Source organism: Hymenobacter ruricola (assembly GCF_015694525.1).
Classification (GTDB): domain Bacteria; phylum Bacteroidota; class Bacteroidia; order Cytophagales; family Hymenobacteraceae; genus Hymenobacter; species Hymenobacter ruricola.
Window position 1 is genome coordinate 111338 of record NZ_JADQDM010000012.1, and the last position, 19653, is coordinate 130990.

Here is a 19653-nt window from a genome sequence, read left to right on the forward strand (position 1 = left end):
GCTTATAGAAACCCGGGGGAGTTGCTGAATGCCTGTTGCAGGGCGGTCAGCGACTCCCCTGCTTCTTTGGGGAGCGCCAGCAGTTGCGCCACTGCCCGAAACACCGCTCGCTGCCCTTGCGATTCGGCCAGCACCCCCGCCTCCAAAGGCAACTGTTGCGACTTGGACAGCTTCTGGCCCGCTTCGTTCGTCAGCAGTTGGTGGTGGTGAAATTGAATGCGCGCGGCGTTGAAAGTGGCGGTTTCGGAGAGTTGCCCGGCCAGCCAGAGCTGGGCCGCGGTGCTGGGCTGCAGGTCTAGGCCGCGCACAATGAGCGTGGTGCCCAGGCGCAAGTCGTCCACCACCGAAGCCACCTGATAGGCGGCCACGCCGTCTTTTTTGCGGATAATAAAGTCGGGCATCAAAGCAGCCAGTGGAATGGTCACTTTACCCGAGTCAAGGCCGGCGACATACACTTTGGGAGGCACCCGCACTCGCCAAGCGGCACCCGGCGCGTCCAACGGCACCAAATCAGGAATGCCTCCCGTGCGGCTGCGGCGAGTGCCGTAGACCAACCCCGGCCGCAGCGCCAGCCGGCGGAGCACGCGGTTGTAGGCGGGCAGGTGCAGGAGCTGCGAGTGGTGGCGCAGGAAATCGTCGGGGCCGCCGGGGCCGTGGTCGTAATCAATTCCCAGCCAGTTGATGACGCGAAAAATATTGTCCAGATACGCCGGGCGCAGGCGGGCGCGGTCCAGGTCGTCGATGCGCAGGTGCAGGGTGCCACCGGCCTGCCGCGTGAGCAGCCAGGTAAGCACGAAGTTCACGGCGTTGCCGAGGTGCAGGTAGCCGCTGGGCGTGGGCGCGAGGCGCGAGACGACGGGGGGCATCTTCGGGTGCATGAGGTTGTTGGGCGATGAAAGGCGAAAGTAGCTTTTCAGCGCGCTCAAGCCGCTCAGGTGTGCAGCTTCAAGCCGTCCAGCGCTTTGCTGACCTGCTTGGCATCGCCGTACACCACCAGGCCCACCAGCAGTTGGGTTTCGGTGGTGTATTGCGCAATCACGGCCAGGTTTTCAGCCTCGCCCTTGGTGGCGAACAGGGGCTCGGTGTAAATGCCTACCTGCAAGCCCCGCTCGCTGGCCCGCTGGTGGGCGCGCCGCAAATCCTTCTCCTCCGCCGCCTGATACACCAGCACCGGCTGTTTCAAAAAGGGCAGATACGTGACGCCAGAGCCGTTCACAAAGGGTTGCCCGTGCGTTTCGGGGAATTGAATGGCCACGGCGCTGGCCAGAAAAGCCGCCACGTTGAGCTTCTGCCAGGTCGGCAAATCGGCTTTCAGAACCAGCGCTATTTTAGTGTCGTACAACATCGATTACAACTTTTTCAACTCCATTAATTCAGCCGCAACTCCATCTGCACATTGGCCCGGGCATAAGGCGAAGCCAGCGGCTGCGCCAGGTCCTGAAAGCCGAGCTTGCGGTACAGCGCCAGGGCCGGCGCCAGCTTCGAGTTGCTTTCCAGGTACACCCGTCGGCTGCCCAGGTCGCGCGCCCGCTGGATGGCCGCCTGGCCCAGCAAGTAGCCAATCTGCTGGCCCTGCGCGGCCGGAGCCACGGCCATTTTGGCCAGTTCGTAGCCGCCGTCGGCCATCTTAATCAGGGCGCAGGTGCCCACCACTTGCCCGTTTACTTCGGCCAGCAGAATGCCGCCGCCCGGGGCCAGGATGTACTCTTCGGGGTGGTCGAGGGCCTTCAGGTCGGCGGCTTCCAGCGTGAAGTAGGTGGAAATCCATTCCTCGTTGAGTTGCCGGAAGATGGGCTGGTCGCCCGGCCGAAAATCGCGCAGCTGCACGGGCGACTGCTCGCGCAGCTCCCGCACCCGAGCCACCCGGCTGCGCAGGTTGCGCTGCTGCAACTGGCCTTCCAGCCGGTCGAGGGCCTGCCACAGGTTGGCGTCGGCCTCGGTGAGCAAGGCTTGCATGCTGCGGCGCACGTCGTCGGTTTGGGCGCGCAGCTGGGGCAGCACCGCTTGGCCCTGCTCCGTGAGCGTCATCAGCCGACGGCGTTGGTCCTGCGGGTCGGTGGTCATGGCGAGGAGGCCGTTGCGCACCAGCTCCTTCACAATCTGACTTACCGAAGCATGGGTGTGGCCAATCTGGTCGGCTATTTCGTTGCTGGAAATGCCGGGCCGGTGGGCCACTAGGTAGAACACCGGGTACCAGCGCGGCTGGAAATCCAGGCCGTAGTCGGCGTAAATACCCGCCGCTTCGCTGGTAAAATATTCGCTCATTCGCCGCAGGCGGCTGCCCAGGGCCACTGGCCCGAGCTGCTGTAGAAAGTCCATCTCGATTTTGTGTAAGCACTTACACAAAAGTAATGCTTTAAATTATTTCCCAACCATTCGGCTGTTTTTATCGGTGGTTTTATAGGCGCCAAGCGGCTCGCTGCAGCACTATGCGGTAGCCGTCGGGGTCTTCAAAAGTCCGGCCGTCCTCGTCCCAGTACGGGTTGTAAGACGGCACCGGCTCGAAACCAGCGGCTTGCATGCGCTGCACGGCAGCCTGCCAGTCGGCAGCATCGGGCAGGTAGAAAACGAGCAGGTTATCGGAGGTAGGTGCGCGGCCCACGGCGTGGCCGGGCTGGTGCGTGAACTCCAGATGGTATGGGGAGGCCGGATGGCCCAGCATGACGCCGTCGAAGCCGTTGTGCGCGGTGAAAGATGTGAGTTGCTGCAACCCTAACCCTTCGCAATAGAATTGAAGCAACGCCGGCAAGTTGTCGGTGGGCCGGGCCACCCGCAGGATGGGAAGATTCGTGTGCATAAACAGTTAGATAAGCTCAGCCAGAAACGCTCGCCGATTTATTTAAACCAACGACTAACTCACAAGTCTAGGTACATATTCGACTGTTAAGACCTTTGCGACGATGAGAAACTATTTACTCGCTTTCAATTGCCTTCCTGGTTTGCTACTCGCTACCGGTGCGGCCAGGGCGCAAACACCCAGCCTTTATTTCCCGCCCCTCACCGGCACCACTTGGGCCAGCGCCACGCCCGCCAGCCTGGGCTGGTGCCAAACGCCGCTCGATTCGCTCATCGCCTTCGCCGGGCGCAAGGGGAGCAAGTCGCTGCTCATTCTGAAAGACGGGCGCATGGTGGTGGAGCAGTACTATGGCACCTACACCGCCGATTCCGTCTGGTACTGGGCCTCGGCGGGCAAGTCGCTCACGGGCACGCTCGTCGGGCTGGCCCAGCAGGACGGCCTCCTGAGCCTAAACGACAGCGCCTCGAAGTACCTGGGGCGCTGGACCAGCGCCTCCCGGCCGCAGCAGCGCCAGATTACCATTCACCACCAGCTCACGATGACCAGCGGGCTCGACGACACCCCGCCCGCGCCCTGCGACAACGAGAGCACCACGCCCGGCTGCCTGCTGTACCTCGCCCCGCCCGCCACCCGCTGGGCCTACCACACCGGCGCCTACCGCACCCTGCAAGACGTGCTGGTGCAAGCCAGCGGCGCGGCCAGCATCACGCAGTACACCAACCAGCGCCTCGCCAACCGCCTCGGCATGAGCGGCCTGTGGGTGAACGACGTGTACTACAGCCGCGCCCGCAGCATGGCCCGCTTCGGCCTGTTTGTGCTGGCCCGCGGCGCCTGGAACGGCACGCAAATTCTCGACACGGCCTATTTCCGGCGCATGACCACGCCCAGCCAGACGCTGAACCGCAGCTACGGCTACCTCTGGTGGCTCAACGGCCAGCCCAGCTACCGCCTGCCGGGCTCGCAAATCAACTTCCCCGGCGCCTTCACCCCCGCCGCGCCGGCCGACATGATTGCCGCGCTTGGCAAAAACGACCAGAAGATTTACGTGGTGCCCAGCCTGGGCCTGGTGGTGGTGCGGCAGGGCAATTCGGCCGGCCCGCGCACCCTGGCCGTCTCGTCGTTCGACAATGAATTGTGGACGAGAATCATGGCCGTGTTCTGCCGGCCCACTGCCGCCGCCGCTGCGGCTGAGGCTGCCGGTTTCCTGGCTTTTCCCAACCCCGCCCCCGAAACCCTGACCCTGCGCCAGCCGGCCCAAACCGCCACCGCCGTGCGCCTGACCGATGCGCTGGGACGCGAAGTGCGGCGCCAGCCCACCACCGGAGCCGAAACCGCTGTTTCGGTGGCGGCGTTGGCTCCGGGGCTCTACCTGGCGCAGTGGCTTGATGCCAATGGGCGCGTGCTGATGAGCCGCCAGGTGGTCCGCTAGATATCGAGCCAAAGGCGGCGTTCGCCCAGAAAGTTGCCGTGGGCCGCTTTCGCAAGCGCCGCTTCGTTTAGAACGGAAACTACCGAGTCGGCTCGTTGCAGCCTGAGTTCCGGCGGAAAAGCATTTTGGCCCCATCGCGTGAAAACGCCCAGCCAAACAGTTGAATGCTTCGGCACCGTGAATTTTAGCGTGGGCCCCGTGCCGGCAACCGCCAACGAATCGTGCATCCGGTCGGCATTTTTCCGTGTGGGCCGGACGAGGGCCGGCGCATACAGCAGGGTGTTGTGGTACTGCCCTTTTCGGAGCAGCACCGACGACCGAAACACCCCTTGCACCATTTTCCCAGGCCCCTTTAGCCACACCACCACGGGCCCGGCCGAAGTATTGCGCAAAAAGACATAAACGAAGGGCATGGGCGTGCATCCGCTGAGCGGCAGCAGCCAGAAAAAGCTGGTCCGCCACAAAAACCGAAGGCGTATTTTATTCATAGCAGACCAATTTACCGGGTATCGCTGCAACGGCTGCCGGCCAACGTTGCGGGTTGGGGCAGCCCGGCACGGGCAGAAGTTCCGAAAATACCGCGGAGCCTTACCCAGCAATGCGTAAGTTTGCGGTCAATTTGCGGGCCGGTTTCCCGGCGCCGCTGCTGCCCTCCTGCTATTGCCGATGCTGACTGCTGTCCTGCTTTTCCTCCCTTTGGCCGCCGCGCTGCTGCTGCTGCTCAACAAGGGAGCCACTGCCCGCGCCCTCGCGCTCGGTGCTTCGCTCCTCGAATTTGGCCTCGCGGCCTATGCCGCCATCGCCTTCAAAACCACCGGCTCGGCCAGCTTCAACCTCGATTACGCCTGGATTCCCTCGGCGGGCATCAACTTCCACGTGGGCATGGACGGCCTGAGCCTGCTGCTGGTGCTGCTCACCACCTTCCTGGTCCCGCTCATCCTGCTCAGCGCCTTCAAGCACGACTACGACAACCCTTCGGCCTTCTACGCCCTCGTGCTGTTCATGCAAACGGGCCTGCTTGGGGTGTTCACCTCGCTCGACGCCTTCCTGTTCTATTTCTTCTGGGAAGTCGCGCTGATTCCGATTTATTTCCTGGCCGGCGCCTGGGGCGGCGAGCGCCGCGTGGCCGTCACCCTCAAGTTTTTCCTCTACACCGTGGTGGGCTCGCTGCTGATGCTGGCCGGCTTCGTGTATCTGTACCTGCAAACCGGCCCCGCCGCCGGCTCGCTGGCCGCGCACTCCTCTGAACTGTCGGCCTTCTACAACCTCAAGCTGAGCGCGGCGGAGCAGTCGTGGCTGTTCTGGCTGATTTTCGCGGCCTTCGCCGTGAAGATGCCCATCTTCCCCTTCCACACCTGGCAGCCGGATACGTACACCGAGTCGCCGGCCCCGGCCACCATGCTGCTCTCGGGCATCATGCTGAAAATGGGCATCTACGGCACCATGCGCTGGCTGCTTCCTGTCGTGCCGCTGGGCGTGAGCCAGTGGAGCAAGCTGGTCATTATCCTCTCGGTTATCGGCATCATCTACGGCGCCATCATCGCCATTCGGCAGCGCGACGTGAAGCGGCTCATTGCCTACTCTTCCCTCTCCCACGTGGGCCTGATGGCGGCGGGCGTGTTCTCGCTCACCTCAATCGGCCTGCAGGGCGCCACCATCCAAATGCTGGCTCACGGCGTGAACGTGGTCGGCATGTTCTTCATCGCCGACGCCATTGAGCGCCGCACCGGCACCCGCTACATCCCCGACTTAGGCGGCCTGACGCGCCGCACGCCCATCCTGTCGGTGTGCTTCCTGGTGATGCTGCTCAGCACCGTAGCCCTGCCGCTCACCGGTGGCTTCGTGGGCGAGTTCCTGTTGCTGGCCGGCGTGTACCAGTACAACGCCTGGGTGGGTGCCGTGGCTGGCCTCACCATCATTTTCTCGGCCGTGTACCTACTTCGCATGTTCCAGCGCGTCATGCTGGGGCCAGATTCTTCGTTTTCCGAAACCATCACCGACCTCACCGGCGGCGAGCTGCTGATTCTGGTGCCGCTCATCGCGCTGGTGTTCTGGCTGGGCTTGTTCCCCAACTCGTTCATGAGCATTTCGGAGCCGGCCGTGACCAGTTTGCTCACGCAGGTCGGGCGCTAAAAGCGCGTCATGCAGAGCGCAGCGAAGCATCTCGCGTGCAGCAAGTAATTAGTTACCCAGGCGAGATGCTTCGCTGCGCTCTGCATGACGTTCGCCGTCGGCCGGACGTTCTTATTTGAAGCCCACATGACCTCCATCATTCTCCTCTCCGTCTTCGGCATCCTCAACCTGTTCCTGGGCTTCCTGCGCTCGAACAAGGTGCTGCTGCCCGGCGCCATGCTGCTGCTGCTGGCCGTGTTCGGGGCCAACTACGCCGACTGGAACGCCGAGCACGCCCCCTACTTCAACAACATGCTGGTGGTGGACAACTACACGGTGGCGTTCACCGGCATTGTCCTTCTCACCACTATCGTGCTGCTGCCCTTCTCGCGCAGCTACGTGGTGGCCGGCGAGCAAAATCTGGCCGAATACTACGCCCTGCTGCTGTTCTCGCTGGTGGGCGCCATTATGATGGTGGGCTACGACCACCTGCTGATGCTGTTCGTGGGCATCGAAATCCTGAGCGTGTGCATGTACGTGCTGGCTGGCTCGCGCAAGCGCGACTCGCGCAGCAACGAAGCCGCCCTGAAGTACTTCCTGATGGGCGCCTTTGCCACCGGCATTTTGCTCTTCGGCATCGCGCTGCTCTACGGCGCTACCGGCACCTTCGCTCTCTCGCAGCTCGCCACCGCCATTGCCACGCCGGCCAACGCCAGCCTGCAGCCCATGCTCTACATCGGTATTCTGATGATGATTATCGGCATCGGCTTCAAGGTGTCGGCCGCGCCGTTCCACTTCTGGACGCCCGATGTGTACGAGGGCACGCCCACTTTCTTCACCGCATTCATGAGCACCGTGGTGAAGACGGCCGGCTTCGGCGCCTTTCTCAAGCTGCTGGCCGTGGCCCTGCCGGCCGCCCAGGGCTTCTGGATGCCCACCATCCAAGCCATGTGCGCCCTTACGCTGCTGCTCGGCAACGTAGGAGCAGCCGCCCAGACCAGCACCAAGCGCATGCTGGCCTATTCCAGCGTGAGTCACGCCGGTTACCTGCTCATCGGCCTCGTGGCCAGCAAGGGCAACCTGACGGGCGATGCAGCCAATGGCATTTTCTTCTATTCCCTGGCTTATTCCATCGCCACCATCGCCGCTTTTGGGGTGGTGAAACTGGTGGTGGACCACCGCCAGCGCGACGATTACGCCGGCCTGAATGGCCTGGGCCGCACCAACCCGCTGCTGGCTTTTGTGATGACAGTGGCCATGCTGTCGCTGGCCGGCATTCCGCTCACGGGCGGCTTCTTCGGCAAATTCTTTTTGCTGGCAGCGGCGGGCCGGGAGTTCATCGGCTTGGTGGTCTTTGCCGTCATCATGAGCATGGTAGGCCTGTACTACTACTTGCGCCCCCTCATCGCCATGTACCTGCGCCCGGCCGAGCCCGATGCCACGCCCGTGCCGGTGGATGGCATTCAGAAGGTCACGCTGGCTTTCCTCGCGCTGCTAACTATCGTGCTGGGCATTGCGCCGGGCTTTCTGAGCGGGATTCTGTAGACGACGCAATTACTCGTAGAAAGCCGCTTCGGAGGCTTTTTTCGTTCATGGTCCCATCTGCCCGGCCCGACGGCGCACTTCGCAGGCACTAAAAAGGGTGGCTTCTTTTGCAAGAGGCCACCCTTTTCTATTCAACGTATGCTGATTACTCAGCCGCTAAGGTTGCGGCAATGCTATGCTAGGTCGAAGCGGCCGAGGTTCATCACCTTGGTCCACACGGCCACGAACTTGTTTATGAACTTCTCCTGAGCATCGGCGCAGGCGTAGACTTCGGCCAGGGCGCGCAGCTCGGAGTTGGAGCCGAAAATCAGGTCGACGCGGGTGCCGGTCCACTTCACGGCGCCGGTTTTGCGGTCGCGGCCGTGGAAGGTGTTTTGGGCGTCGGTGGCGCTGCTCCAGGTCGTGTTCAGGTCGAGCAGGTTCACGAAGTAGTCGTTGGTGAGGGCGCCGGGGCGGGCGGTGAATACGCCGTGCTGCGACTGGTCGAAGTTGATATTGATGGCCCGCAGGCCGCCAAACAGTACCGTTAGCTCCGGCGCGGTCAGGGTCAGGAGTTGGGCTTTATCAACCAGCAGTTCCTCGGCGGCGGCCTTGTGGTGGGGCTTCAGGTAGTTGCGGAAACCGTCGGCGGCCGGTTCCATTGCGGCGAAGGACACCACGTCGGTTTGCTCCTGCGAGGCATCGGCGCGGCCGGGCGTGAAGGGGACCGTGATTGAGTGGCCCGCGTTCTGAGCGGCCTGCTCGATGCCCACCACGCCGGCCAGCACGATGAGGTCGGCCATCGAAACCTGCTTGCCGCCGGCCTGGGCGGCGTTGAACTCCTGCTGAATGCCGCCGAGCTTATTCAGCACCGTCGACAGCTGCGCGGGGTTATTCACTTCCCAATGGCGCTGCGGGGCCAGGCGCAGGCGGCCGCCGTTGGTGCCGCCGCGCTTGTCGGAGCCGCGGTACGTCGAGGCCGCGGCCCAGGCGGTGGATACCAATTGCTGCACCGTGAGGCCGGCGTCGGCAATCTTACCTTTCAGCGCGGCCACGTCCTGGTCATCAACCACGGCGTGCGTCACGGCCGGGATGGGGTCTTGCCAGAGCAGCTCTTCGGCGGGCACTTCGGGGCCGAGGTAGCGCTCTTTGGGGCCCATGTCGCGGTGCGTGAGCTTGAACCAGGCGCGGGCGAAGGCGTCGGCAAACTCGTCGGGGTGTTGGTGGAAGCGGCGCGAGATGGCTTCGTACACCGGGTCGGCGCGCAGGGCGATGTCGGTGGTGAGCATGAAGGGCGCGTGCTTCTTGGCGGGGTCGTGGGCGTCGGGGATGGTGCCGGCACCGCCACCGTTCACGGGGCGCCACTGCTTGGCGCCGCCGGGGCTGGTGGTCAGCTCCCACTCGAAGCCGAAGAGGTTGTTGAAGTAGCCGTTGCTCCACTCGGCGGGGGTGCTGGTCCAGGCGCCTTCAAGGCCGCTGGTGATGGTGTGCTCGGAATGGCCTTTGCCAAAGCTGTTGCGCCAGCCGGTGCCCATTTCTTCCAGCGTGGCGCCGGCGGGCTCTTTGCCCACGTGCTGGCCGGGGTCGGCGGCGCCGTGGGTTTTGCCGAAGGTGTGGCCGCCGGCGATGAGGGCCACGGTTTCTTCGTCGTTCATGGCCATGCGGCCGAAGGTTTCGCGGATGTCGCGGGCCGAGCGGATGGGGTCGGGCTCGCCGTTGGGGCCTTCGGGGTTCACGTAGATGAGGCCCATCTGCACGGCGGCGAGGGGATTGTCAAGGTCGCGGTCGCCGGAGTAGCGCTTGTCGCCGAGCCACTCGGTTTCGGGGCCCCAGTAGATGTCCTGCTCGGGCTCCCACACGTCTTCGCGGCCGCCGGCGAAGCCGAAGGTTTTGAAGCTCATCGACTCCAAGGCGCAGTTGCCGGCCAGCACCATGAGGTCGGCCCAGGAGATTTGCTGGCCGTACTTCTGCTTGATGGGCCAGAGGAGCAGGCGGGCCTTGTCGAGGTTGGCGTTGTCGGGCCAGCTGTTGAGGGGGGCGAAGCGCTGGGCGCCCGAGCCGGCGCCGCCGCGGCCGTCGCCGATGCGGTAGGTGCCGGCGCTGTGCCAGGCCATGCGAATGAAGAACGGGCCGTAGTGGCCGTAGTCGGCCGGCCACCAGTCCTGCGAGTCCGTCATGAGGGCAAACAGGTCCTGCTTCACGGCGTTCAGGTCGAGTTTCTTAAACGCCTCGGCGTAGTTGAAGCCGGGCTCCAGGGGGTTGGACTTGGCGTCGTGCTGGCGCAGGATGCTTAGCTTGAGCATGTTTGGCCACCACTCGCGGTTGGTGCGGCCCCCGCCGGCGCTCTGCTTCACGGCGCCGCGGCTGAAAGGGCACTGCGCCGCAGGCTCGTTCATTTCGTAGAGGATGGAATTTTCCGGGGGGAGGTTGTGGGGGTTCATGTTGGATTGATTTTAACGCGTCTCACTACAAGGCCTGACGCGCCCGAAAGTTTGCGTTTTTATTTGAAAGGCAGTCGGGTATTTCGGCAAACGGTTGGGCTAAGGCGGTAAAGGCCTTTTGGCGCTCCGTCGGCGGTGCCTGGCAGCGTCGGGGCGCGGTTCGGGAGTTGCCCCACTGCCGGCGGCCCGGCCGTGGGTCCGGTGCTTTCTTTGGCGTACCCAAACCGCCTTCCCTTTGCCCAACCATGCCCCGCTGCTTCCCAAAACCGTATTCGCTGCCCCAACTGTGGGCCTTTTGCACCGTGCTGCTCGTCAGCAGCTGTGCGGCCCGGCCGCTGCGGGAGCCAGGCGAATTCCGGGCGCCGGAGCTGGTCGAGTTGCAGCGCCTCGACCCGACCATCCGGCTGGACATTCGCTACGCGACGAGCCGAAATTTTGCCGGCCGGGCCGTTTATACCGAAGCCCGCGCCTTTTTGCAGCGGCCGGCCGCCGAGGCGCTGGTGCGGGTGAACCGGGAGCTGGCGCCGCTGGGCTACTGCCTGCTGGTGTTCGACGGCTACCGGCCGTGGAGCGTCACCAAGCTGTTTTGGGACCTCACGCCGCCGGAAAAAAAGGAGTTCGTGGCCGACCCGAAGAAGGGCTCGCGCCACAACCGCGGCTGCGCCGTGGATTTGAGCTTGTGGGACATTGCCGCCAACAAAGAAGTGGCCATGCCGGGCGAATACGACGAGATGAGTCCCCGCTCCTACGCAGCCTACGCCGGCGGCACGCCCGGGCAGCGCGCCGCCCGCGACCTGCTGCGCCGCCACATGGAAGCCCACGGCTTCGCGGTGCTGCCAGCCGAGTGGTGGCATTTCGATTACCAGGACTGGAAGGCGTATCCGATTCAGAACATTCCGTTTGAGAAGCTGTAGGCAGGAGTAGAACCCGGTGGCGCACTGCCTTGAAGCCGTGGCGCACTGGCTCGAAACCGTGGCGCAACGCCCAGCCCGGTGCTGGCGCGCGTCTCTGACGCGCTGCCCACTGGGTTCGAGTCTCTGACTCGGGCCTTGAACGAGGCCCGAGCGGCGCGGCCGGGGCGTCTGGAGACGCCGGGCCAGTCGGCACGCGTCTCCAGACGCGCGCCAGCGGTGGTCAGCGGTGGTTCAATTAGCCTGGCACTAGGGGTTGGTCGACCACATGCCGGCTTCCTTGATGAAAATGCGGCGGTTCAGTTACAACTGTGACACGATGAACCCGGCCACGCCCGCAGGCTGTTGTGCGCTATATTCACCGTTCAATCAATTGCCCGTTATGGTTATCGAAATGAAGCCGGATGCAACGCCCGAAGATGTGCGGGCGGCATTGGAGAAGCTAAACGCCGCCAAAGCCGCGGAGCGGCAGCGCAAGCGCGAGGCGTCGTTCGGGGCCTGGAAAACGGTGCCTGACGGACAGGATTTTCAGCGCGAGAGCCGGAATGAGTGGCGTTGATTTTTGCGCCGACACCAATTTTGCCGTCTACCATTTGGGTGGGCATCGGTGCGTGCGCCCGTACCTCGCCGCGGCACTGGCCGTTTCGGTCGTAACGGAGTTGGAGCTACTAAGCAAGCCCGGGATGCCGACGGCGGAAGTGGCCGCCGCTGAATTGTATTTGGAAACGTGCGAAATTATCGACTTAACGGCCCCCGTCAAGGCCGCTGTTATTGGCTTGCGCCGACAGTACCGGCTGAAGCTGCCCGATGCCATTGTAGCGGCCACCGCACAATGGCTGGGAGTTCCGCTGCTCACGGCCGATAAAGGATTTGTCCGCATCGCCGACTTGGACGTAGTGCTGCTGGACCCGGCCTGATGCAGTTGCCGCTGTCAATGCCACAGCGCCCCCGCAACGCAGGTTACGGGGGCGCTGTGGCAACTGAGGGAGCGGCTGCACAATAGCGCGAACTTTGTAGTTCGCGTAGCAGAACGGCAATCGTTGGAACGGCGCGGGGCACGCGAACTACAAAGTTCGCGCTACGTCGCTACGGGTTGGTCGACCACATGCCGGCTTCCTTGATGAAGATGCGGCGGTTCAGTTTCAATTGTGACACGATGAACTCGGCCAGGTCTTCGGGCTGCATCACCTTGTCGGGGTTGCCGTCGGTGAGGTTGTTGCCGATGGCCAGGGGCGTGGCCACGGTGCTGGGCGTGAGGGCCGACACGCGGATGTTGTGCTTGCGCACTTCCTGCATCAGGGCTTCGGTGAGGCCCATGACGGCGAATTTGGAGGCGCTGTAGGCGCTGCTGCCGGCCGCGGCCCGCAGGCCCGAGGTAGAGGAAATGTTGATGATGTCGCCGGTCTGGCGCGAAATCATGTCCGGCAGCACGGCGCGGGTCACGTAGTAGGTGCCGAACACGTTGACCTGGATGATGTGCTCCCACTGCTCGGGCTCCATCTCCAGAAACTTGGCGAAGCTGCCGATGCCGGCGTTGTTGATGAGGATGTCAATCGGGCCCAGCTCCTGGTGGATTTTGGCCACGGCCACGTTCACGGCGGTGCGGTCGGCCACATCGGCCACGGCAGTGGCGCAGGTGCCGCCGCTGGCCACGATTTCGGCGGCGAGTTCTTGCAGGTCGCTGTCGGTGCGGGCCAGCAGGCCCACCTGCACGCCTTCGGCGGCGAGGGCGAGGGCCACGGCGCGGCCAATGCCTTTGCCGGCGCCGGTGACGAGGGCGATTTTTCCTTGTAGGGATTCCATGAGGGGTTCGAGGTTGTGAGGCCGTAAAACCGGTTTTGGGCGTGAAAGGTTGGGCCCTTCTGTCATCCTGAGCGCAGCGAAGGACCTTCTCACGTCCAGACGTTCAGACGTGAGAAGGTCCTTCGCTGCGCTCAGGATGACAGCCGATTTTCTTTCTGTCGCCTGCCTTCCTGCCTTGCCCAACGCTAGTGCAGGTGCTTGGTGAAGTCGCCGTACATAATCCAGTCTTCCCACTTCTTGCGGTAGGGCGCCACCTTGCCGCGCAGGTATTTCTCAATCATCAGGCCGGCGGCGGGGGCGGCGCTGGTGCCCCCGAAACCGGAATTTTCGATGAACACGGCGATGGCGATTTTGGGGTCATTCACCGGGGCGAAGGCGGCGAAAGTGGCGTGGTCGAAGCCGTGGGGGTTTTGCACGGTGCCGGTTTTGCCGGCCATCGTGATGCCGAATTCAGAGAGCGAAGCCAGGTTGCCGGTGCCGCCGTTGCCGTCCACCACCATTTCCATGCCGGGGATGATGTACTTGAACAGGGCCGTATCGACGGCCGTGTAGTGCTTTTGGCGGAACTGCGGCAGCGGGCCGCCGTTGCCCACGCTGCGCACGAAATGCGGCGTGTAGTACCAGCCGCGGTTGGCAATGGTGGCCAGCACGTTGGCCATCTGCACGCCGGTGATGCCGATTTCGCCCTGCCCGATGCTGAGCGAGTACACGTTGCGGTAGCTCCAGCGGTTTTGGCGGTTGCGCTTTTTGTCGAAGAACTTCTTGTCGTAAAACTCCGGCGACGGAATCAGGCCGCGCTTTTCCTGGAGCATGTCCACGCCCAGCTTCTCGCCCAGGCCGAAGGTTTTCACCATCTTCTGCCACTGGCCCAGGCCGATGCGGGTGTCGTCGTACTTATTGTTGGCCTGTCCGCGCAGCACGGCGGCCTGCATTACCTGGTAGAAGTAGGGGTTGCAGCTGTTTTTGATGGCGATGCTCACGTTGGCCGGGTACTCGTGGCGGTGGGTGCAGTGCACCAGCCGCTGGTTGCACTCGAAGCCCGTGCCGGGCTGCACCACGCCCAACTGCAGCGCCACCAGCTCGTTCACCAGCTTAAACACCGAGCCCGGCGGGTAGGTAGCCATCAGCGGGCGGTCGAACAGCGGGCGGTCGGGGTTGTTGAGCAAATCCATGTAACGGTTGCCCGAGCCCTTGCCCGTCAGCAGGTTAGGGTCGTAGTGCGGGGCCGAGACGAAGGCCAGGATTTCGCCCGTCTTCGGGTCGATGGCCACGATGGAGCCGCGGCGGCCGGCCAGCAGCTTCTCGCCGTAGGCCTGCAGTTCGGCGTCAATGCTCAGGTGCAGGTCCTGCCCGGCCACGGAAAGCGTGTCGAACTCGCCGCCCCGGAATTTGCCCTTCTCGATGCCGCGCACGTTCACCATCTTGTACTGCACGCCGCGGCGGCCCATCAGAATGGGCTCGTAGTACGATTCCAGGCCCGAAATGCCGATGTTTTCGCCGGGCTGGTACTTGGCGTACTTTGGCTTTTCGAGCAGCGCCGGCGTGATGGAGCCCACGTAGCCCAGGGCGTGGGCCAGGTTGGCCGTGCGGTAGGCCCGCGCCATGCGCGCCTGAATGCGGAAGCCCGGAAAATCCATCAGGTTGTCCTGAATGGCGGCCAGGTCGGGCGTGGTCAGGTTCTGCACCACGGGCGAGGGCTTGTTGCGGGAATACTTTTTGGCGGCCCGCAGGCTGGCGCGCAGCTCCTCAATCGGGATTTGCAGCACCTGGCAGAAGCGCGCCGAATCCAAGTGCTTCACTTCGCGGGGCACCACCATGAGGTCGTACACGGGCGCGTTTTGCACCAGCAACTGGTCTTTGCGGTCGTATATCAGCCCGCGGTACGGCACCTGCACCAGGCGCTGCAGGGTGTTCTTGTCGGCGGCCAGCTTGTAGGTGCCGTCCAGTACCTGCATGAAAAACAGGCGCGTGAGGAAAATGAGCACCACGATTAAGAAGATGCCCTGTACGACGTATTTACGGCCTTCTAAGTACTGCATAGTTTATTCTTGTCATCCTGAGCGGAGCGAAGGACCTTTTCACCACTGACTGATTAGCTCACCCAACATCAAAACGAATGTGATAAGGTCCTTCGCTCCGCTCAGGATGACAGACGTCACAAAATTACTGCCGCCCCCGCCGCACCGGGAAAAACAGCAACTGCACTATCAGCAGCGCGAGCCCAGTAAAGAGTGCACTCACCAGCATCTTGCCCAACGTCAGCCCGAAATGCCGGAAGCTGCCCAGCTCCAGCACGAAAAAGGTGGCGTGGTGCAGCAGCACCAGCAGCGTGAGGTACACCCCAAACCACTGCCAGCCCATCTGGTGCACGTTCACGGCATCGGCCGAGTCGTAGCCGTCGCGCGGGGTGAGCAGGCGCAGCACCCACGGCCGCAGAAAGCCCAGCAGCACCGCCGCCGCCGCGTGCAGCCCGCCGGTGTCGTAAAAAATGTCCATCGTCAGCCCCATCGCAAACGACAGCAGCAGCTGCACCACAATGGGCGTGCGCAAGGGCAAAAACAGCAAAAACCCCAGGTAGAAAAAGCACCAGCCCAAATCAAACAGCACCAGCCGGCTGATGAGCATGACGTGCAGGCCCGCATACAGGGCGAAGCGCAGTAGCTGAACAAAGACAAACCGCAGGCCGCTCATGGGCGCTTCCCTCCTTCCGGCAGCATGCCCGCGCGCGCTTCCACGGTGTCGCGCTCGGCTTTGGGCCGGCTCGTCACCACATACACGTATTGCAGGTTGGAGAAATTGACGCCCAGCCGCACCCGCACCGTCCAGAAGTTCTTGTCCGGCTCCTTCACAAACGAGTCGACGGTGCCAATGAAAATGCCTTCCGGAAACACCGCGTTGTAGCCCGACGTCACCACCGTGTCGCCCTTCACGAGCTTGGTTTCGCGCAGCACGTTGTCGAGCAGGGCGTGCGTGGGGTCGTCGCCCAGCCACTTGATGGTGCCAAACGTGCCGTCACGCTTGATTTTGGAGGCAATGGTGGTTTTGGAGTGCAGCAGGCTGGCCACGGTGGCGTAGTGCTCCGTCACGGCCTGCACGCGGCCGGCCACGCCGCCCGCGGCCACCACGCCCAGGCCGCGCTGCACGCCGTTGGCCGAGCCCACGTTCAGGGTGAAGAAGTTGTCCACACTGCCGAGCCGGTTGTTGATAACCCGCGCCGGAATCAGGGGATAACTCGGGTCGCGGGCCGGCAGGCGCTGCAAGCCAATGAGCAAGGTATCAGGTTTGGAGGCCGGCCGCCGGTAGCGCACTCTTTTTAAGGAGTCAGTCCGGGCCGGCGGCACGGCCACCGAATCGGCCTCGCGCCGGGCGGTGTCGGGCGGGTAGAGTTGCTGGCGCAGGGCCGCGTTTTCGGCCACCAACTGCTGGTTCAATTCGGCTAAGTGGAAATAGTCGGTTATCTGGGTGCGGCGTTCCAGCACCACGCCCGCGTACGCATTGGCCGAATTAAAAAACGCGGCCCGCTGGTACGAATTATTGGTAACAAATAAATACAGGCTGATTATTTCCAATAAGCCAAATACCAGCGCCCCGCGAAAGCGAAATAGGAAAAGAAATAAATTCCGCACGGGTGGTAATTAATTATTCAGAACGTCATGTCGAGCTTGTCGAGACATCTCGCGTGCGGCAGTAACTGATTAATCTGGCACGCGAGATGTCTTGACAAGCTCGACATGACGTTCTATTTTTCCTTGACCTATAATTAAGTCAGCAGCACGCCTTTAAAGGCCTGAATGTCCTTGATGGCCTTGCCTGTGCCGCGCACCACGGCGCGCAGCGGGTCTTCGGCAATGTGAATGGGCAGCTTGGTTTTAGCCGCCAGGCGCTTGTCCAAGCCGCGCAGCAGCGCGCCGCCGCCGGTGAGGTGAATGCCGTTTTCGTAAATATCAGCCGACAATTCCGGCGGCGATATTTCGAGGGCTTTCAACACGGCTTCTTCGATTTTCGCCACCGACTTGTCGAGGGCAATGGCAATTTCCGAGAACGTGACTTTGATAACTTTCGGAATGCCGGTCATCAGGTCGCGGCCGCGCACTTCGTGGTCGGGCGGCGGCACGTCGAGCTCGGTGAGGGCGGCGCCAACTTCAATCTTGATGCGCTCGGCCGAGCGCTCGCCGATGAGCAGGTTGTGCTGCCGGCGCATGTAGTCGAGGATGTCCTGGTTGAAGACGTCGCCGGCCGTTTTAATCGACTGGTCGCACACGATGCCCGACAGCGCGATAACCGCAATTTCGGTCGTGCCCCCTCCAATGTCGATAATCATCGAGCCCACGGGCTGCTCCACGTCGATGCCGATGCCGATGGCGGCGGCCATGGGCTCCTGAATCATCCACACTTCCTTGGCGCCGGCGTGCTCGGCAGAGTCACGCACGGCGCGTTTTTCCACTTCCGTGATGCCCGACGGGATGCAGATGACCATGCGGTGCGAGGGCTGAAACAGCCGCGTGCGCGTGTCAATCATCTTAATCATGCCTTTAATCATTTCCTCGGCGGCGTGGAAATCGGCGATTACCCCGTCCTTCAGCGGGCGGATGGTGCGGATGTTGTCGTGGGTTTTCTCGTGCATCTGCTGGGCCTGGCGGCCCACGGCGATGACTTTGTTGGTGGTGCGGTCTTTAGCGATGATGCTCGGCTCATCCACCACGATTTTGTCGTTGTGAATGATGAGCGTATTGGCCGTGCCCAGGTCGATGGCGATGTCGCTGGTCAGGAAATTAAAGAAACCCATTGAGATATATGCAATAAGGCGGGGCTTGGGCCGGGGCCGAAGCGAAATAATGGGCAAAGGTACGGAAGGTTTGGGCGGGCTTGATGAACGGAGTTATGGCATTTTGGAAAGGGCCGCACCGTTTGCATCTGTCATTGCGAGGCCGCAGGCCGTGGCAATCCGTTCTGTCAAAACCAGACGCCCTTTTACCAGAGAGCCCCGACACTTCGCAGTATCGGGGCTTTCCGGTAAAAGGGCGTTGGTCGCAATCAGAGGACGGATTGCCACGGCCTGCGGCCTCGCGATGACAGATGCTAATGCTTGAAGTGGCGCACGCCGGTCAGCACCATGGCCATGCCCAGCTCGTCGCAGGCCCGGATGCTGTCGGCGTCCTTGATGGAGCCGCCGGGCTGCACCACGGCGCGGATGCCGGCGCCGCCGGCAATTTCCACGCAGTCGGGGAAGGGGAAGAAGGCATCGGAGGCCATCACGGCGCCGTGCAGGTCGAAACCGAAGCTGCCGGCCTTCTCAATGGCCTGGCGCAGAGCGTCGACGCGCGAGGTCTGGCCCACGCCCGAGGCCAGCAGCTGGCCGGCGCGGGCCAGCACGATGGTGTTGCTCTTGGTGTGCTTGCAGATTTTGGCAGCAAAGACGAGGGCATCGGTTTCCTCGGCTGTGGGCGCCGATTGGGTGACGGTGCGGAAGTCGGCGGCGGTTTCGGTCTGGCGGTCAGCGTCCTGCTGGATGATGCCGTTGAGCAAGGTCTTCACCTGCTTCTTCGGAAATTCCACCGGCTTTTGTAGCAGCAGGATGCGGTTTTTCTTGCTTTGCAGCACCGGCAGGGCCTCGGCGGCATAGCCGGGCGCAATCAGTACTTCAAAGAAAAGCTGGTTGAGCTCGGCCGCGGTGGCGGCGTCCACTTCCTTATTCACGACGATAACGCCGCCGAAAGCCGAGGTCGGGTCGCAACTCAGGGCGTTCACGTAGGCCTCGCGCAGGGTGGCGGCCTGGGCCACGCCGCAGGCATTGGTGTGCTTGAGGATGGCGCAGGCGGGCGCGCCGTCGGTAAATTCGGCCATGAGGGCCACGGCGGCGTCCACGTCCACCAGGTTGTTGTAGCTCAGCTGCTTGCCGTGCAACTGCTCAAATAAAGCCGAAAGGTCGCCGTAGAACGTGCCGGCCTGGTGGGGGTTCTCGCCGTAGCGCAGCGGCGTGGCGGGCTGGGCGCTCAGGCGCAGGGCCGCGCCGGCCACGGCCGTGTCCTGGCTCACGTATTTGAAAATCTCGGTGTCGTAGTGCGAAGTGGTGGCAAAGGCGGCGGCGGCGTAATGGCGGCGGTCTTCGAGGTCGGTGGCGCCGTTTTTGGCGGTGAGGAGCTCGGCCACGGCCTCGTACTGGTCGCGGCTGCTGACGACCAGCACGTCGCGGAAGTTTTTGGCGGCGGCGCGCAACAGCGAAATGCCGCCGATGTCAATTTTCTCGATGACGTCCTGCTCGTCGGCGCCGCTGGCCACAGTTTCTTCAAACGGATACAGGTCCACCACCACCAGGTCGATGGGCGGGATGCCGTGCTGCTCGGCCTGGGCCAGGTCGCCGGCCTCGTGCCGGCGGTGCAGGATGCCACCGAATACTTTAGGGTGCAGCGTCTTCACGCGGCCACCGAATACTTCCGGGAAGCCGGTGAGGTCTTCCACGGCGGTTACGGCGGCGCCTTCTTCTTCCAGAAACTTCTGGGTGCCGCCGGTGGAATACAGCGTGACGTTGTGCTGCCGCAGCACCTGCACCAAGGGGGCTAATCGGTCTTTGTGGTACACGGAAAGCAGCGCGGCGCGAACGGGACGGGACGACATAAAACGAAGGAAAAAGCTGGG

The 19653-nt window shown here is 63.0% G+C and carries 18 protein-coding genes; 6 read left to right on the forward strand and 12 right to left on the reverse strand.

Annotation, left to right across the window (positions count from 1 at the left end; translation table 11 throughout):
• Window positions 1-2: 2 nt before the first annotated feature.
• The 4 genes from I2H31_RS18930 to I2H31_RS18945 form a co-directional block, all read right to left on the reverse strand.
• On the reverse strand, window positions 3-866 hold the full coding sequence (locus tag I2H31_RS18930) for a glutamate--tRNA ligase family protein (RefSeq protein WP_196294627.1): 864 nt from the start codon (window positions 864-866) through the stop codon (window positions 3-5).
• Between the two features lie 65 nt (window positions 867-931).
• Complete coding sequence (locus tag I2H31_RS18935) at window positions 932-1345, reverse strand: DUF2000 family protein (protein ID WP_196294628.1); 414 nt, start codon at window positions 1343-1345, stop codon at window positions 932-934.
• Window positions 1346-1368: 23 nt separating this feature from the next.
• Window positions 1369-2319: a bifunctional helix-turn-helix transcriptional regulator/GNAT family N-acetyltransferase gene (locus tag I2H31_RS18940; protein WP_196294629.1), complete on the reverse strand. Its 951-nt coding sequence runs from the start codon at window positions 2317-2319 to the stop codon at window positions 1369-1371.
• 79 nt (window positions 2320-2398) lie between these two features.
• Complete coding sequence (locus tag I2H31_RS18945) at window positions 2399-2797, reverse strand: VOC family protein (protein WP_196294630.1); 399 nt, start codon at window positions 2795-2797, stop codon at window positions 2399-2401.
• A gap of 142 nt (window positions 2798-2939) precedes the next feature.
• Between I2H31_RS18945 and I2H31_RS18950 the strand changes: the two genes are divergently transcribed.
• Window positions 2940-4226, forward strand: a complete 1287-nt coding sequence (locus I2H31_RS18950) for a serine hydrolase (RefSeq protein ID WP_196294631.1) — start codon at window positions 2940-2942, stop codon at window positions 4224-4226.
• Here I2H31_RS18950 and I2H31_RS18955 read toward each other — a convergent pair.
• A complete protein-coding gene (locus tag I2H31_RS18955) occupies window positions 4223-4714 on the reverse strand; it encodes a hypothetical protein (protein WP_196294632.1) in 492 nt (163 codons plus the stop codon). The genes I2H31_RS18950 and I2H31_RS18955 overlap by 4 nt on opposite strands.
• A gap of 178 nt (window positions 4715-4892) precedes the next feature.
• Between I2H31_RS18955 and I2H31_RS18960 the strand changes: the two genes are divergently transcribed.
• Entirely contained in the window at window positions 4893-6359 is a 1467-nt protein-coding gene (locus tag I2H31_RS18960) for a complex I subunit 4 family protein (protein ID WP_196294633.1), read from the forward strand.
• 126 nt (window positions 6360-6485) lie between these two features.
• On the forward strand, window positions 6486-7883 hold the full coding sequence (locus I2H31_RS18965; RefSeq protein ID WP_196294653.1) for an NADH-quinone oxidoreductase subunit N: 1398 nt from the start codon (window positions 6486-6488) through the stop codon (window positions 7881-7883).
• Between the two features lie 173 nt (window positions 7884-8056).
• Here I2H31_RS18965 and katG read toward each other — a convergent pair whose 3' ends face one another.
• Window positions 8057-10258, reverse strand: coding sequence for a catalase/peroxidase HPI (gene katG, locus I2H31_RS18970; RefSeq protein WP_394368972.1), 2202 nt, complete (start codon window positions 10256-10258; stop codon window positions 8057-8059).
• A gap of 290 nt (window positions 10259-10548) precedes the next feature.
• Between katG and I2H31_RS18975 the strand changes: the two genes are divergently transcribed.
• From I2H31_RS18975 to I2H31_RS18985, 3 genes are all read left to right on the forward strand, one after another.
• A complete protein-coding gene (locus I2H31_RS18975; protein WP_196294635.1) occupies window positions 10549-11217 on the forward strand; it encodes a M15 family metallopeptidase in 669 nt (222 codons plus the stop codon).
• A 265-nt stretch (window positions 11218-11482) separates the two neighbouring features.
• Entirely contained in the window at window positions 11483-11773 is a 291-nt protein-coding gene (locus tag I2H31_RS18980; protein ID WP_196294636.1) for a hypothetical protein, read from the forward strand.
• Window positions 11760-12131, forward strand: a complete 372-nt coding sequence (locus I2H31_RS18985; RefSeq protein ID WP_196294637.1) for a type II toxin-antitoxin system VapC family toxin — start codon at window positions 11760-11762, stop codon at window positions 12129-12131. Before I2H31_RS18980 ends, I2H31_RS18985 begins: the two co-directional genes overlap by 14 nt.
• Before the next feature lie 169 nt (window positions 12132-12300).
• On the opposite strand, the gene I2H31_RS18990 is transcribed toward I2H31_RS18985, so the two are convergent.
• The 6 genes from I2H31_RS18990 to purH all read right to left on the reverse strand — a co-directional run bounded on the left by I2H31_RS18990 (window position 12301) and on the right by purH (window position 19632).
• A complete protein-coding gene (locus I2H31_RS18990) occupies window positions 12301-13017 on the reverse strand; it encodes a 3-ketoacyl-ACP reductase (RefSeq protein ID WP_196294638.1) in 717 nt (238 codons plus the stop codon).
• A 185-nt stretch (window positions 13018-13202) separates the two neighbouring features.
• Window positions 13203-15056 (reverse strand): penicillin-binding protein 2, encoded by a 1854-nt coding sequence (gene mrdA / locus I2H31_RS18995; protein ID WP_196294639.1) that lies wholly within the window; start codon window positions 15054-15056, stop codon window positions 13203-13205.
• Between the two features lie 124 nt (window positions 15057-15180).
• The gene (locus tag I2H31_RS19000; RefSeq protein ID WP_196294640.1) at window positions 15181-15708 is read right to left on the reverse strand and encodes a hypothetical protein; all 528 of its coding nucleotides are present in this window, start codon (window positions 15706-15708) and stop codon (window positions 15181-15183) included.
• Window positions 15705-16586, reverse strand: a complete 882-nt coding sequence (gene mreC, locus I2H31_RS19005; RefSeq protein WP_230687927.1) for a rod shape-determining protein MreC — start codon at window positions 16584-16586, stop codon at window positions 15705-15707. Before mreC ends, I2H31_RS19000 begins: the two co-directional genes overlap by 4 nt.
• 191 nt (window positions 16587-16777) lie before the next feature.
• Window positions 16778-17803, reverse strand: a complete 1026-nt coding sequence (locus I2H31_RS19010; RefSeq protein WP_046244199.1) for a rod shape-determining protein — start codon at window positions 17801-17803, stop codon at window positions 16778-16780.
• A gap of 293 nt (window positions 17804-18096) precedes the next feature.
• On the reverse strand, window positions 18097-19632 hold the full coding sequence (gene purH / locus I2H31_RS19015; RefSeq protein ID WP_196294642.1) for a bifunctional phosphoribosylaminoimidazolecarboxamide formyltransferase/IMP cyclohydrolase: 1536 nt from the start codon (window positions 19630-19632) through the stop codon (window positions 18097-18099).
• Between the last annotated feature and the right edge of the window lie 21 nt (window positions 19633-19653).

Bases quoted from the DNA above. Each gene is read 5' to 3' on its own strand.
- I2H31_RS18980 (WP_196294636.1), top strand. From the start codon at position 11,483: ATGCCGGCTTCCTTGATGAAAATGCGGCGGTTCAGTTACAACTGTGAC.
- I2H31_RS19010 (WP_046244199.1), bottom strand. From the start codon at position 17,803: ATGGGTTTCTTTAATTTCCTGACCAGCGACATCGCCATCGACCTGGGC.
- I2H31_RS18955 (WP_196294632.1), bottom strand. From the start codon at position 4,714: ATGAATAAAATACGCCTTCGGTTTTTGTGGCGGACCAGCTTTTTCTGG.
- I2H31_RS18960 (WP_196294633.1), top strand. From the start codon at position 4,893: ATGCTGACTGCTGTCCTGCTTTTCCTCCCTTTGGCCGCCGCGCTGCTG.
- katG (WP_394368972.1), bottom strand. From the start codon at position 10,258: ATGAACGAGCCTGCGGCGCAGTGCCCTTTCAGCCGCGGCGCCGTGAAG.
- I2H31_RS18945 (WP_196294630.1), bottom strand. From the start codon at position 2,797: ATGCACACGAATCTTCCCATCCTGCGGGTGGCCCGGCCCACCGACAAC.
- I2H31_RS18935 (WP_196294628.1), bottom strand. From the start codon at position 1,345: ATGTTGTACGACACTAAAATAGCGCTGGTTCTGAAAGCCGATTTGCCG.
- I2H31_RS18975 (WP_196294635.1), top strand. From the start codon at position 10,549: ATGCCCCGCTGCTTCCCAAAACCGTATTCGCTGCCCCAACTGTGGGCC.
- I2H31_RS18985 (WP_196294637.1), top strand. From the start codon at position 11,760: ATGAGTGGCGTTGATTTTTGCGCCGACACCAATTTTGCCGTCTACCAT.
- I2H31_RS18930 (WP_196294627.1), bottom strand. From the start codon at position 866: ATGCCCCCCGTCGTCTCGCGCCTCGCGCCCACGCCCAGCGGCTACCTG.
- mrdA (WP_196294639.1), bottom strand. From the start codon at position 15,056: ATGCAGTACTTAGAAGGCCGTAAATACGTCGTACAGGGCATCTTCTTA.
- I2H31_RS19000 (WP_196294640.1), bottom strand. From the start codon at position 15,708: ATGAGCGGCCTGCGGTTTGTCTTTGTTCAGCTACTGCGCTTCGCCCTG.
- I2H31_RS18965 (WP_196294653.1), top strand. From the start codon at position 6,486: ATGACCTCCATCATTCTCCTCTCCGTCTTCGGCATCCTCAACCTGTTC.
- purH (WP_196294642.1), bottom strand. From the start codon at position 19,632: ATGTCGTCCCGTCCCGTTCGCGCCGCGCTGCTTTCCGTGTACCACAAA.
- I2H31_RS18940 (WP_196294629.1), bottom strand. From the start codon at position 2,319: ATGGACTTTCTACAGCAGCTCGGGCCAGTGGCCCTGGGCAGCCGCCTG.
- I2H31_RS18990 (WP_196294638.1), bottom strand. From the start codon at position 13,017: ATGGAATCCCTACAAGGAAAAATCGCCCTCGTCACCGGCGCCGGCAAA.